Origin of the sequence: Moorena producens PAL-8-15-08-1, assembly GCF_001767235.1 — a bacterium.
Classification (GTDB): domain Bacteria; phylum Cyanobacteriota; class Cyanobacteriia; order Cyanobacteriales; family Coleofasciculaceae; genus Moorena; species Moorena producens_A.
Window position 1 is genome coordinate 4,798,022 of record NZ_CP017599.1, and the last position, 15,615, is coordinate 4,813,636.

The 15,615-nt window shown below is 41.7% G+C and carries 2 protein-coding genes; both read right to left on the reverse strand.

The features are described from left to right. Positions 1-76 precede the first annotated feature (76 nt). Positions 77-4,324 (reverse strand): non-ribosomal peptide synthetase, encoded by a 4,248-nt coding sequence (locus BJP34_RS17830; protein WP_070393503.1) that lies wholly within the window; start codon positions 4,322-4,324, stop codon positions 77-79. After that, positions 4,321-15,606 carry a type I polyketide synthase gene (locus tag BJP34_RS47595; RefSeq protein WP_070393504.1) on the reverse strand — a complete coding sequence of 3,762 codons (11,286 nt, stop codon included), beginning with the start codon at positions 15,604-15,606 and terminating at the stop codon, positions 4,321-4,323. The genes BJP34_RS17830 and BJP34_RS47595 overlap by 4 nt, the downstream gene beginning before the upstream one ends. Between the last annotated feature and the right edge of the window lie 9 nt (positions 15,607-15,615).

Sequence of the window (15,615 nt, forward strand, 5' to 3'; positions counted from 1 at the left end):
AGGGTCGGTAAATAGGTCTACTCTCTTCAGTTCTATGCCCAGTGTTTCTTGTAGCCTATAATCCTGCGCAAAAAAATTATTTCTGGTGGCGTAGACTTTTTCTAAAATTGCCCCTTTTTTTTCTAGCAATACCTTTTTGAGATCGCTGATCTCCACGATTTTTGATAGTTCCTGATGACCTATCAATCTCGGCAAGATATTGACTCAAGGAATGTACAGTAGGGTTAGTAAATAGGTCAACTACTTTCAGTTCCATGCCTAATAGTTCTTGCAATTTGCTATGCACTCGGATCATATGTACAGAATTGCCCCCTATCTCAAATAAATTGTCGTGAATTCCGACTTTTTCCATCTGAATAACCTCTCGCCAAACAGCAGCAATTTGTTGCTCTATTTTTGTTTGAGGTGGTATATATTTAGTTGTGGTTATAGTTTCTACTTGAGGTTCTGGCAATCGTTTACGGTCTACTTTGCCATTAGCCGTTAAAGGTAAAGTATCCAGAATAATATATTCTAAAGGTACCATATATTGAGGTAATTTCTGTTGTAAATACTCCCGCAATTGAACAGATTTGGGCTTCTCCGTCGTGCCTACTAATTCCCCTGACCACTGCTTAGTCTGAGCTAAATCTATTTTCCCACCCACAAAGCTATAAAGCAAAACCTGGCTTGATTCCAACTTCAATAAATCTCGTAATTCCTGAAATTCCAAATTACCGATAGGGCACAAACCAATTTCTTGTTTGGAAGCAGTATTCATCAATAACTGACCGATATGACCAGCTTCTAACAAACAGAAATCCTTCCCTAAGTCTCCATACATCGGAGCGATCGCAGTCAATTTACCAACCAAAAATATCGAAAAAGCGGATTTTTCAAAAATTGGTTGATTAACACCATAAATTTGACCGTCAATTTCGTTCTTTTTCGCAAGTAACATTAAATGATGCTCGGCCGGGTGATAGTAATATAAACCAGCTTCGAGACCTTCAACTCTGTTAGGTTTAATCCACAAGTAAGTCTGCACCGGATAGAGACTTCCCGCCGAAGGATAGCGATATTTTGGTAGAGTATAATCATCCAACTTCATTTGTTGCAGGCAACTTAAAAACTCGCTCAACTGCTTCAAAGAAAGTGGTTGAGATAAAAATTGCCGATAACTCTGCCGTTCTAAATATTTCTGAATCAGACTTTCATCTAACTCAGTTTTAGGTAATTCTATTCTGCTAATATAGGATTCTGACTGTTCCACTCCTAGTTGCTTGAGCTTAAATTCCATGCGCTCTATAGGATCTGTTAGCGCTCCTTCTTGTGCTTGTGGACTAGGTTGGTAAGTTCCTGTCTTTTGAGGCTTGGTAGATTCTTGGGTTAAAACAACATAAGCCACTAACCGCTTATTATACAGCTCTTCTCCAAAAGCACTAACAACTACTTCCTTCATGCCTGGATACTGTTTTAAAGCTGCTTCAATTTCTCCCAGTTCAACACGATAACCATTGATTTTTACTTGGAAGTCCTCTCTACCTAAAAACTCAATATTACCATCAGGTAAATATCTTCCTAAATCTCCTGTTTTGTATAATCTCTCTTGAGTAACTGGGTGGGTAATAAAGCTAGCTTTGGTTTTTTCCTCATTTTTCCAATATCCCTTAGCTAATCCTACACCTCCAATATAAAGTTGTCCAGGTACCCAAACTGGTCTGGCTTCCATCAATTCATTGAATACATAGAAACGTTGATTCAACAGGGGTTTACCGTAGGGAATACTCTTCCAATTAGGATCAACCTTTTCAATCTTATAACCAATTGACCAGATTGATGCTTCTGTTGCTCCACCTAAACTCATAACTTGAACATTAGGCCACAGAGACTGGATTTTTTCTGGTAAGTCTACTGGTAACCAATCCCCACTCAGCATAACCACTCGCAAACCCTCTACTGGCACTCTTGAAGTTCCGAATAAATGTTCTACCAACATCTGCATCAAAGGAGGAACTGAGTTCCATAAAGTCACTTGATGGGTTTCAATTAATTCTATCCAGCAAGCAGGGTCTTTGGTTGCTTCTGGTGGTGGCACCACTATAGTTCCTCCTGCTCCTAGCACACCGAAGATGTCGTATACTGATAGGTCAAAGTTCAAATTTGCTAAGGCCAATACCCTGTCTGACGCTCTGACTTCAAACCGTTGATTAATGTCTAGGATTGTATTTACAGCTCCCCGATGATCGATCATTACACCCTTGGGTAAACCTGTAGAACCGGAAGTGTAAATCACATAGGCTAAATCTTCTGGAGTTTGTACTGGTTCTAAGGGAGTCGGATTTTCTGCTGCTAGCTCTTCACTATCTACAGACCAGCAGTTAATTCCCTCAGGCCAACTCAGGGACTGTTTGAGGTGAGTTTGAGTCAATACTTGTTTGACTTCTGCTTGCTCAAGTAGATACCACTGGCGTTCCTGAGGTAGTGCAGGGTCTATCGGTAGGTAAGCTCCACCAGACATCAAGATACCCAATACCCCTACTACCTGTTCCCAACCTTTTTCCATGACTACGGCTACTAGCTCATTCGGTTTGACTTCTAATTTACGTAATCCATGTCCTAATTGATGAGACCGTTGATACAGTTCCTCATAAGTTAGGCTTTTCTGGGGACTAATCACAGCTATCCCTTGACCTTGAACTTTTACTTGCTCAACAAACAAGCCATGCAAGAGCCCTTCACGCCAAGATTGAGTGGTCTGATTTACTTGTGCTTGTAGTGCTAGCTGGGCAGTTGGTAATAATTGGTAGTAAGTTTCCATCCAAGGTTCGTCCGAGGTAGCTAGCTGCTGAAGCAAATCACAATAAGCCTCAAACATTTGATCTATTAAACCTTCCGGGAATAGCGCTTCAACGGCATACCAATTAAAGATCAATGCTCCTTTGTTCTCAGCGACTACATGATCCAGCCACACTTGAGGTGTTGTACCTACTCTATACACTTCCTCTCCGAATTGCTCTAAACCCAGTCTTCTTCCCAACCTTTCATCAACTAGATACTCGAAGCCTAACATGCTAGTAAACACCACCCCCATTGGTTGACTACGCCCTCGGCGATGTAACTCTCGCTGCAATTCTACTCCATTGATATACCGATGTTCTAAATCTACCCAGAGCAGTTTTTGCAACTTTTGAGCACGACTAATGAATGGAACTGCTTGTGAGTGATCTACCTCCAGCAAAATACTCGATGTGAAATCACCCAAAAGCTCATTGACCTGAGGGTGTAAGGGCAGACGGTTAAATATAGTCAGGTTGATAGTAAACTTTGGACTTTTACTCCAGTAATTTAATATATAGGCAAAAGCACTTAACAATACCCCTGATGGGCTTAAATCTGCTTTCCGGGCCTTGTGTTTTAACTGTTGCCAATTCGTCGTAGATAGTCGAGCTGTGTGAGTGTTGAAGCGAGGGTTGGTGATTGCAGATGTTATTTTCGCTTGGGGCATTTCTGGTGCCGGAGGTAGCTCATCGAGGCAGTTGAACCAATATTGCTGAGAACGGAGATACTGAGGACTATCTTTGAGTGCCAATTCTGCCAGCACATAGTCTCGGAACGAGATTTCCGTTGCTGGTAGTTCACTCTCTGGCTCCTTGTACAGTTGCCCCCACTGTTCAAATAACATATAGATACTAAAGGCATCCAAGATCAACATATCGATGTCGATATACAAACGGCACCATTGTTCATTCAAACGGGCAGCCCGTAAATCAAACAAAGGCCACTGGTTTGTTGGTAACACCTGATGGGACATATGATGGCGAATATTCTCTAGCTCTGAAGCAATTGTTTGAGGAGACTCTCCGGACAAATTCAAAACTTCAATTTCATAGGGAGGCACTTGCTCGAGTATTTGCTGGTTGCCGTCCGCTAAAACTACCATCCGCAGAATTTCATGGTGTTCAATTAATTTCCTCCATGCTTGGTTGAGGCGTTCCAAGTTTAAGTTTTTACAATCTAATTCTACGTATGAATGGGTCGCAATATTGCCTAAATCAAAGAATTCATTGCGACCTATCCAATAAGCTTGTTGGATTCCATTTAATGGAAATGGTTGATACCTTTCCTCTGGAGCAGGAATAAGGGTCGGCAAACTAGATGTGGCAGTGATATTACTACTCTTTTGCCGAAGTAAACGGACTAATTCAAGTTTATTTTGGGATAATAAATCGCGAATTTTTTTTGTTAACGTTCCCTTGGGAGCACTAATTTTTAACTCATCACCTTCAGTCCATAATTTAATGTTTTGGCTAGAGATTTGAGATAGAATTTCAGTCAGTTTCATAGAGTAATCTCCTCCCTATCTTCATTGATTTCTTCAGTTGGTACAGTATTTGAGTAACTAACTTGTTCTAACAATAGCTGTTCATATAGATATTCTACCAATGCCTTAAGGGTAGGGTAGTCCAAAGTTACAGTAGAAGGTACTGAACACTTCAAACTACCTTGCAACTTATTCCTCAACTCCACAGAAGTCAAAGAGTCTATACCCAAATCAAAAAACCCTGTTTCCAAAGCAATTGATTCAGGATGACTAATTCTCAACACTTGAGCCACCTGACGACGCACATGAGCCACCAACAACAAGCGACGCTCATTAGGTGGTGTAGCCTCCAACTTTAACAGAAAATCGGATTTTCGACCCAGAGATGGTTGATGTGAAACCAACCCTGACAACAATGGCATTTTCTCCACACCAGGTACTTGTGTCAAAAACTGTGACCAATTCATCGAAAACACTCCTACTTGGCTTTGAGATCCTGATAACAAGTTCTCCAATGCCACCATTCCTTCCTCTGGCTGAATTGTCCTCATGCCACTACTTTCTATACGACTCTGATGCTGAGTCCCTAAACGCGCTGCCATTCCTCCTTTTGCCCACGCTCCCCAATTAATACTTAATCCTGGTAAACCCATACCACGACGATAACTAGCTAACGCATCCATAAACCCATTAGCTGCTGCATAATTTCCTTGACCAGAATTCCCCAACATCGAAGCTATAGACGAAAAACAGACAAAGAAATCTAATTCTAATTCCTGAGTTTGCTGATGCAAATACCAAGTACCCTGCACCTTGGGTGCCATCACCTTAGTAAACTGCTCCCAACTCATGTTTTGCAGTAACCCATCATCCAATACCCCGGCCGTATGAATTACACCTTTGAGTGGGGGTAATGACTCTCCCATCTGCTGGAAAATTTCCTCCACATCCCTTGGCACAGAAACATCCCCTAACAACACACTCACCTGAGCTCCGGCCGCTTCTAACTCCTCTATGGTTTTTTGTGCTGTTTCACCAGGACCACTACGCCCCATTAAGACTATATGTTTGGCTCCTTCCTTAACCATCCATTCAGCTACTACTAAGCCTAATGCTCCTAAACCTCCTGTAATCAAATAACTGGCTTCTGGTTGAATTAACTTTTGAGTTGCACTCACTTCTGGCATCTCCACCACTACTTTCCCTATATGTTTGGCTTGCTGCATATATCGGAAGGCTGCCGTAATTTCTGTACTGGAGAAAGTTTTATAGGGTAAAGCCTTGAGTCCTCCTTGGTTCCATTCCTTGGTTAATTGCTCTGATAATTGACCCATTAAACCTGGTTGTTCTTGGGCTACTTCTCCCAAATCATAGGGATAGTAACTGATATCTGCTCGCTTTTCTTTGACTTGCTCTGTCTCCCAAATTCCGATTTTGCCGATTTCTACAAATCTGCCTCCTGGAGCTAATACTTCTAAGCTCTTGGGTATGTACTCTCCATTGAGACTATTGAGGACTACATCTACTCCTTCTCCTCCTGTGAGCTCCATGATTTCTTCGCTAAAATCTAGGGTGCGGGAGTTCATCACATGCTTAATTCCTAGGGATTTGAGAAAGTCCCATTTGCTCGGACTGGCTGTGGCTAAGATTTCCGCTCCTGCTAGTTGAGCTATTTGCACTGCTGCTTGTCCTACACCTCCTGCTGCTGCATGAATTAATACCCGCTCTCCTGGTTGGATTTGAGCTAGGTGCTGCAACCCGTAGTAGGCAGTCAAGAAGGTTAGGGGTAGGGTCGCTGCTTCTGGGAAACTCATTTTTTCCGGTAGAGGGATTATATTTGTGGCTTTTGTTGTCACAAAACTACTGAAGCCATCCGGCACCATTGTGGCTATCACTTTGTCTCCTACCTGCCACTGTGATACTTCTTCTCCTACTGCGGATATTGTTCCAGCACATTCAAATCCGAATGTCAGTTGCTCTACACTTGTAATTCCTAAGTGTTGGGCGTAGTACTCTTTGAGTAAACCTAGGGCGTTGAGTACGTCTCTGAAGTTTAATCCTACTGTGGCTACTTGGATTTCTATTTCGTCGGCTTCTGGTGTCCGACGCTCCATTGGTTCCCATTTCAGGTTGTCTATCACTCCATATTCTGCCAGTTTTAATTGCACTGGTTGGACCTGTTCATCCTGTTGTTTTTGTTCGAGTCTGGCTACGTAACGTTGACCTTGACGTATGGCTATTTGGTCTTCTACTTCTTGTGATAATAGTTCGGCTTCTAGGGAGTCGGCTATTTGAGTTGGTTCTATGTTGGGGTCATAGTCGATGCGTTTACACTTTAATTCTGGGTGTTCATTGGCTATCACTTGTCCTAGTGCCCATAGACTTCCGTATTCTGGGTTGATGACTTCTGTATTTGAGAGTACGTTCTGGGTTCCTTGAGTTATTAACCACAATTGGGGATTTTGGGCGGGTTGACTTTTGATTATTCCTTGTACTAGATGCAGCACTGAGCCACAATTTTTGGCTTGAATTGTTTCTAGTTCTAGGTTATCTTTGTTTTCAATTTTTTTGATTCCCCATAGGTGTACTATTCCTGTTATTTCTTGATTTTCTTGTAGTAGTTGTTGAAATTCTTGGCTACTGGTGGGATTTATTTGATATTTTTGTGGTCCTAGTTGTTGATATTTTTCTCCTGGTGATACTTGAATGCACTGATGACCTTTCTTTTCTAGGGCTTTTAATAGTTGCACTTGAGTATCTTCTGCTAAGATTAACCATTTTTGGGTGGGAGCTTCAGATTCTTGGCTGGGCTGAGGTTGGGTTTGCCAGTTGATTTGATAATACCAATTATTGAGCTCTGGTTGTAGACTTTTCAATAGTTTTGATACTGTTGTTTCTCTTGACCTAAGTCCTTGCAGTTCGGCCAGTATCGTTCCTTGGTCATCTACCAGTTTGATGTTTGATATTAGGCTGTTTTCTGATGGGGTTTCAGCTATCACCCAAACTCTTGTTCCTGGAGATTTAGACAATTTCCATTTTTCTATTCCTATTGGTAGGTATGTTTTGTCTGTTGGTTTTATTGGTTTGGTATGAAGTGTGATTTGCATGGAGAGGTCTAATAGAGCTGGATGTATGTTATAGTCTACTATTTGTGTTGTTAATTCTTCACTTAAGCAGATCTCGGCTAGGGCTTTTCCTTGACCTTTCCACAGTTGTTTGATTCCTTGGAAACTGCTGCCATAGTCAATTCCATTGTCTCTAAAGTATTTGTAATGCTCTTTAATGTCTATTGCTTGATTACATTCACTCTTGTATTTCTCTAGGTTGATTTTGGCTTCTGGAGTTGGAGTTGAGTCGGCGGATATTTTACCTTGGGTGTGCAATATCCATTGGGGTTTCTGTTGCTCTTCTGCTTCTGATGTGCTGAAGATTTCAAATTTATAGTTATTGTTTTCTTGGGTAGTGATAACTGTTTGTATTCTTTTGATTTCTGTTTCTGGTAGGATTAAACCTTTAATTATGAAGACATCTGTTACTTCTACTTGAGGTGAACTGAATAGTTCTCTGGCTGCTGAGTCTGCTATTTCTAAATATCCTGTAGCTGGGAATAGTGCTTTTTCAAATACTCTGTGGTCCTTGAGGTAAGTAGGGGATTTTTCTGTTATGTGTGATTGAAAACGTTGTTGATTTTCTATTCCTGCTAGGTGGAGTTTTTCACCGAGTAGGGGATGTTGATTTTGGGTTTTTGACCAATTGAGTAGTTGGTTTTTTTGGGTTTCCACCCAATAACGTTCCCGTTGGAATGGATATGTGGGTAATGCTACTTTCTGACGATTATAATCAGAGTCAAACCCTGACCAATCTATTTTGGCTCCTTTTACATACAATTTTCCTAAGCTTGATAGCATTTGTTGCCACTCATCCACTCCCAGACGCAATGAGGGCAGCCATTCTCCCACATCTTCTGTTACACATTGCCTTCCCATTCCTAACAATATTGGTTTCGGCCCAATTTCCAGGAAGGTTTCATATCCTTGCTCTTCCAGAGTTTTCATACTCTGGGCAAACCTTACTGGTTGACGGACATGAGCTACCCAATATTCAGCAGTGGTTATTTCTGCACCTACTTCAGTACCTGTAACATTTGATATTATTGGTATTTTTGGTTCATTATAGGAGACCTGTTTAGCCACTGCTTCAAATTCTGTTAACATTGGTTCCATTAATGGGGAATGGAAGCCATGGGATACTTGTAATTGTTTGGTCTTAATTCCCATGTTCTGGAATCCATTGCAAATAGTTGCTATAGCTCCACTCTCACCAGAAATTACGATACTTTCTGGTCCGTTAACTGCTGCTATTGTTACAAGTGAACTATATTCTTTTATAGCCTCTGTTACCTGAGATTCTGATGCCATTACCGATACCATCTCACCACCTGATGGTAACTTTTGCATCAACTGTCCCCGCATGGCTATTAACTTGAGACCGTCTTCTAGGCTGAATACTCCGGCCGTGCAAGCTGCTACATATTCTCCGACGCTGTGACCCATAACTACATTCGGTTTGATGCCCCATGAATCCCATAATTTAAAGAGGGCGTATTCCAGGGCAAATATGGCAGGTTGAGTATAAGCTGTTTGGTCTAAAAGACTTGACTTTTGTTCATCTTTGGGGTAAATGATTTCTAATATGGATGTTTCCAAATAGGGTTGGAGAATTTGATCACATTGCTCTAAAGCTTGACGGAAAGTTGGTGCAAGTTCATACAGTTGCCTTCCCATATTTATATACTGGGAACCTTGACCTGTGAAGAGAAAGGCTATCTTGGGAACTTCCCTATTTGGTTGTGCTGAAAACACTCCTACTAATTCTGACTGAGTTTTCCACCCAAGCAGTTTCTCTATTAATTCCGTGGGCTCAGATGCCATCACCCCTAGTCGATGATTAAACTGAGCGCGTCCAGTGTTAGCTGTATAACATACATCTGCTAGGGCTAACTCGGGATTAGTTTCTAGATAATTTTGATAATTACTGACTAAATCTTCTAAAGCCTTTTCGGTTTTGGCTGACAGAGTTAATAGATGAATGGGACGTTCAATAATGTTCTGAGTTGTGACTATTGAGGGAGCCTCTTCTATAATTACATGAGCATTAGTACCGCTAGCTCCAAAGGAACTTACTCCCGCAATTACACTAGGTTCATTCCTATCCCAAGTAGTTGGTTGAGTTGCTACCACAATTGGGGAGTTCTTCCAGTCGAACTTACCGGTAGGATTTTTCAAGTGCAAATGAGGTACTATCTGTCGATGCTGTATTTGCAATATTACTTTCATGACCCCAGATATCCCAGCAGCAGATCCTAGATGACCTATGTTAGTTTTAATAGAGCCAATCATCAACGGCTCTTGGGCAGAACGTTCTTCCCCAAATACTTCTGCCAAAGACCTAAGTTCAATTGGGTCTCCCAGAGAAGTTGCTGTACCGTGAGCTTCTACATAACTTACTTGGGATGGTTTGACTTTCGCCATTTTCAGAGCTTGACGAATTACCTGTTGCTGGGATGAGCTATTTGGAACTGTAAACCCACTACTTGGTCCGTCCTGATTCACTGCTGAACCTGAAATCACTGCCAAAATTTGATCTTTTGAGGCTTGTGCATCAGACAAACGTTTCAACACCAACATACCACATCCTTCTCCCCAAGCTGTTCCATTAGCTTCCTCGTCAAAAGTTTGACACCGGCCATCAGGAGATGACATTTTGGCCTGGGATGTCGCAATCAATGCGTCTGGTAATAGCCAGAGATTAACTCCTCCTGCTAAAGCCATTTGACATTCTTGTAATCGCAAGCTTTGACAGGCTTGATGGATAGCAACCAGAGAAGAAGAACAGGCTGTATCTATTGCCATAGATGGACCAGTTAGTCCCAAGGTGTAGGATAAACGACCGGCTGCAGCATTCAATGGTAAGCCAGTGACTGCATAGGGGGCGATATTAGTTTCTGTCCCTTGTCCGGTAATCACTTGATACTCGCAATTAGTGATACCTACAAATACTCCTGTTACACTATTATCTAATCTCCGAGGAATATATCCAGTATTTTCCAGTGCTTCCCAACTTACTTCCAAGAGTAGGCGATGTTGTGGGTCAATAGTGATAGCTTCTCGCTCTGAAATCCCAAAAAACAGAGGGTCAAATTGAGCTATATCTTCCTGTAAAAATCCTCCCAAGCGGGACGACATTTTTCCCGGAGTTTCTGGGTTGGGGTCGTAGTAGTTATCTACATTCCAGCGTTGGGGAGGAATTTCGGTAATTGCATCCACTCCATCAGACAGTAATTGCCATAATTTTTGGGGGCTATCGGCTCCTCCAGGAAAGCGACAAGCCATACCAACAACTGCTATTGGTTCTGTTGTGGTAGACTCTAGTGCTTCTATTCTAGCTTTGGCTTCCTTTTCCTTTAACTGCCAACCAAGTACTTTTGAAGAAATGTAGTCGGTTAAACTAATAATATTTGGACATTCAAAAGCTAAGGTTGTTGGCAGAGAACAATTCAAGCTTTTTTGCAGTTGATTTCTCAGTTCCACTGTCATCAAAGAGTCCATACCCATTTCTACAAAGCCTACATTGACTTCTGGTAATTCAGATGAACTGAAACCTAGTACCTGAGCTACTTGCTCCCGAATGTATTCCCTTAAAATTTCTTGACGTTTCTGATTTGATGCTGCCTCTAATTTGGCTAACAATTCGGTTTTGACTTTCTGTTTCTGTGTCTCTTGTTCTTCAGCCCGTTCCCCGTCTGTTGCTTCTAAGTCTAATGAAATTTCCGACAGTAATGGCCGTTTACCTCCCAGTTCATAAAGTTCCTTAAATAACCTCCAATTCAGATCTGCTACTACTGTCTGAGGACTATTGCTTACTAACACCTTCTCCAAAGCAACTATTGCTTTTTCTGACTCCAGTGGTTTAACCCCCGTTTTATTTAACCAATTTATGGCCTCTCCCGTTGCCATACCTCCTCCTGACCAAGGCCCCCAATTTATGCTATAACTTGGTGTGCCCAGAGAGCGGCGATAATAAGTTAATCCATCCAGAAAATGGTTAGCTGCTGCATAGTGAGCTTGACCTTTTGAACCCCATACTGATGCAATGGAGGAGAAATTCACAAAAAAGTCTAGCTCTAGCTTTTGAGTTAGTTGATGTAGCAACCATCCTCCTACTACTTTGGGACGCAGTACGGCTTCGAGTTGAGAAAGTTCTAACTCCTGAAGCAGTTGAATTTCTCCTGTCACTCCGGCCGCATGAATTATGCCTTTGAGTGTAGGCATTGATGTCTGAATTTGTTCCAGAATTTTGCCTAGATCTGCTTCGACAGAAACATCCCCTAACAACACTCTCACTTGGCATCCTGTTTCTTCTAATTGTTTTATGGACTCAGTCACTTTTTCGGTTGGAGGGCGACGTCCAGTTAAAACAATGTTTTTCGCTCCTTTTTCCACCAACCATTGGGCAGTATGTAATCCTAAAGCTCCTAACCCTCCAGTTATTAGGTAACTACCATCTGATGATAAGGATAGGGGTTGAGAAAATTCTGGAGTATCTTTGTTAACTAGACGAGCTACATAGGTCTTTTCACCCCGTAAGGCTAGATGATCTTCTTCTTGTTGGTTAGCTAATAATTGCCATAAGATTTCTGTCTCGTCTACTGCTGGAGCTTGTGGGTCTAGATCTATTAATCCTCCCCATAATTGGGGATGTTCTAGGGACACGACTCGACCTAATCCCCACAAGGGTGAGGCGGCTAGTCCTGTTATGTGATTTTCTGTGTTGGATAATACTGACTGGGAACCACGGGTTACTAACCACAGTTCGGGAATGCTAGAGTTTTTGAGTAGGGTTTGTAACAGGTGCACTACGCTGCCACATCCCCAGATTTGGCTTGATTCTAAGGTTTCAACGGTTAAGTCTTTTGATGCGGGAGCGTCTAAACTCCACAAATGAATTAACTTCGTAATGGGAGTTTGAGTATTTTGTTGAATTTCTTGATACAGTTGTTCAAATTCTTGGGGAGTATGAGGGTTGAGTTGATAAGTATTTGCTGTTGGTTTTTGATAGTTCTCGCCTCGATGAACTAGGCTGTATTCATGACCTTGTTGTTGTAATTTTTGGGCGAATTTTTCGGCTACTCCTGTGGTATCGGCTAAGATTAACCAATGAGTTGGTTGAATGTTTGTGTTTGAGTTGATTTGAGTTAGGGGTTGCCACTGAATTTCATAGAACCAATTTTTGAGTGTTGCGGTTGTTAGTTGTTCTTGATGTTGTTGGGCTAATATGTCTAATAATTCTGGTAAGAATTTCAGTTTTTCTGATGAAAGCTTGCCGGTTGTTTCTAGTTGTTGTGTGAGGGTTTCTGTGTTACCTTGGGTGAGTAGTTTGAAAATGGGAGTCTGATGAATATTGTCTGTGTTTTGATGTTGTTTTTGTTTGTTTTCTGTTGTTTCTATCCAATAACGTTCCCGTTGGAATGGATATGTGGGTAAGGCTACTTTCTGACGATTATAATCAGAGTCAAATCCTGACCAATCTATTTTGAATCCTTTTACATACAATTTTCCTAAGCTAGAGAGCATTTGTTGCCACTCATCCTTCAAAAGCGCAGCATCCTCTGACTTCCCCATTTCTAAGGGGGACTGGAGGGGGATTTGATTCGGACGCAATGAGGGCAACCATTCTCCTACATCTTCTGTTACACATTGCCTTCCCATTCCTAACAATATTGGTTTGGGTCCGATTTCCAGGAAGGTTTCATATCCTTGCTCTTCCAGAGTTTTCATACTCTGAGCAAATCTTACTGGTTGACGCACATGACGCACCCAATATTCAGCAGTGGTTATTTCTGCACCTACTTCAGTACCTGTAACATTTGATATTAGTGGTATTTTTGGTTCATTATAGGTGACCTGTTTAGCCACTGCTTCAAATTCTGTTAACATTGGTTCCATTAATGGGGAGTGGAAGCCATGGGACACCTGTAATTGTTTGGTCTTAATTCCCAGATTTTTGAATTGAGCACAAATAGTTGCTATAGCTCGACTCTCACCAGAAATTACGATACTTTCTGGTCCGTTAACTGCTGCTATTGTTACAAGTGAACTATATTCTTTTATGGCCTCTGTTACCTGAGATTCTGATGCCATTACCGATACCATCTCACCACCAGAGGGTAACTGTTGCATCAACTTTCCTCGCATGGCTATTAGTTTGAGACCGTCTTCTAGACTAAATACTCCTGCAACGGTTGCTGCTACATATTCTCCGACACTGTGACCCATAACTACATTGGGTTTTATCCCCCATGAATCCCATAATTTAAAGAGGGCGTATTCTATAACAAATATCGCTGGTTGGGTATAAGCTGTTTGGTCTAAAAGACTTGATTTTTGTGCATCTTTGGGGTAGATGATTTCTAATATGGATGTTTCTAGATAGGGTTGGAGAATTTGGTCACACTGCTCTAAAGCTTGACGGAAAGTTGGTGCAAGTTCATACAGTTGCCTTCCCATATTTATATACTGGGAACCTTGACCTGTGAAGAGAAAGGCTATTTTGGGACTTTCACTATTTGGTTGTCCTGAAAATACTCCTACTAATTCTGACTGAGTTTTCCATCCCAGCAGTTTCTCTATTAATTCTGTCGCTTCAGAAGCTATCACTCCTAGTCGATGATTAAACTGAGCGCGTCCAGTGTTAGCTGTATAGCATACATCTGCTAGGGCTAACTCGGGATTAGTTTCTAGATAATTTTGATAATTACTGACCTGATCTTCTAAAGCCTTTTCGGTTTTGGCTGATAGAGTTAATAGATGAACTGGACGTTCAACATTATTCCGAATTTTGACTTGAGAGGGAGCTTCTTCTATAACTACATGAACATTGGTGCCGCTAAAACCAAAAGAACTAACCCCAGCTATGCGACTTTTACCATTTGTCGGCCAAGAGGTCAGCTTAGTTGCGACTTGTACCGGTAATTGGTCCCAATTAATATAAGGATTTGGCTGCTTGAAATGCAGTGATGGAGCTATTTTACGATATTGCAGTTGCAAAACTACCTTCATTAAACCTACAATTCCTGCTGCTCCCTCCAAATGACCAATATTAGTCTTGGCTGAACCAATGATTACAGGTTGCTTCTGAGAGTGAGTTTTACCAAATACCGTTCCTATTGCTCCCACTTCAATAGGGTCTCCCAAAGATGTGCCTGTGCCATGAGCCTCTATATAACTGATACTAGCTGGGTCTACTCCTCCATTTTCCAAGGCTTGACCAATCACTGCTTGCTGAGATGGCCCATTAGGTACCGTCAACCCCCCACTCGCTCCATCTTGGTTCATGGCAGAACCCCGAATCACTGCCAGAATCTTATCCCCATCGGCTACAGCATCAGAAAAACGCTTAAGTATGACCATACCACATCCTTCACCACGGACAAATCCATCTGCGGTAGCATCAAAAGTCTTGCATCGACCATCGGCAGATAACATTCCTGCCTTAGAAAAATTGATGCTAGACCCTGGAGATATTAATGCATTTACTCCTCCCGCTAGAGCTAAATTACACTCTCTATTTCTTAAACTGGTGGTGGCTACATGGATACTGACTAGAGAAGAAGAACAAGCTGTGTCTACTGCTAAACTAGGGCCTTTGAGTCCGAAAAAGTAAGAAATTCTTCCTGATGCTGTACTGTGGGCATTTCCTGAACCCATATAGGCGTCAATGTTTTCAAGGCCTTGGCCGGATATCCTGTGAATGTAGTCATTACTAGAAATACCAATAAATACACCAGTAGAGCTTCCTGTAAGTTTTTGAGGATTTATTCCTGAACGCTCTAAGGCTTCCCAACTCACTTCTAGAAGTAATCGCTGTTGAGGGTCTAGATGAATTGTTTCTTTGGGAGAAATACCAAAGAAATTAGTATCAAACTCTTGTATTCGCTCCATGAAGCCTCCATAACGAGTATACATTTTACCAGGAGCGGTAGGGTCAGAGTCATAATATTTATTAATAGGCCATCGGTCTGGTGGCACTTCCGTAATCGCATCTACTCCGTTTTGTAAAAGTTCCCAGAAGGCTTCAGGGGTAGATGGGCCTCCTGGAACACGGCAACCCATTCCAATTATGGCGATTGGTTCCTTCCTTTTATTTTCGTACCTTTCTAGTTTTGAGCGTGCATCTTTGAGGGCTTTAATCGCTCTTTCTAAAGGTAAGTTTTGTTCTTTTTTTTGTGTTTGTTTTTCATTCATGTTGTCTTA

What these genes read in the sequence shown, in the direction of transcription:
- BJP34_RS47595 (WP_070393504.1), bottom strand. Translation starts at nt 15,606, where the DNA reads ATGAATGAAAAACAAACACAAAAAAAAGAACAAAACTTACCTTTAGAA.
- BJP34_RS17830 (WP_070393503.1), bottom strand. Translation starts at nt 4,324, where the DNA reads ATGAAACTGACTGAAATTCTATCTCAAATCTCTAGCCAAAACATTAAA.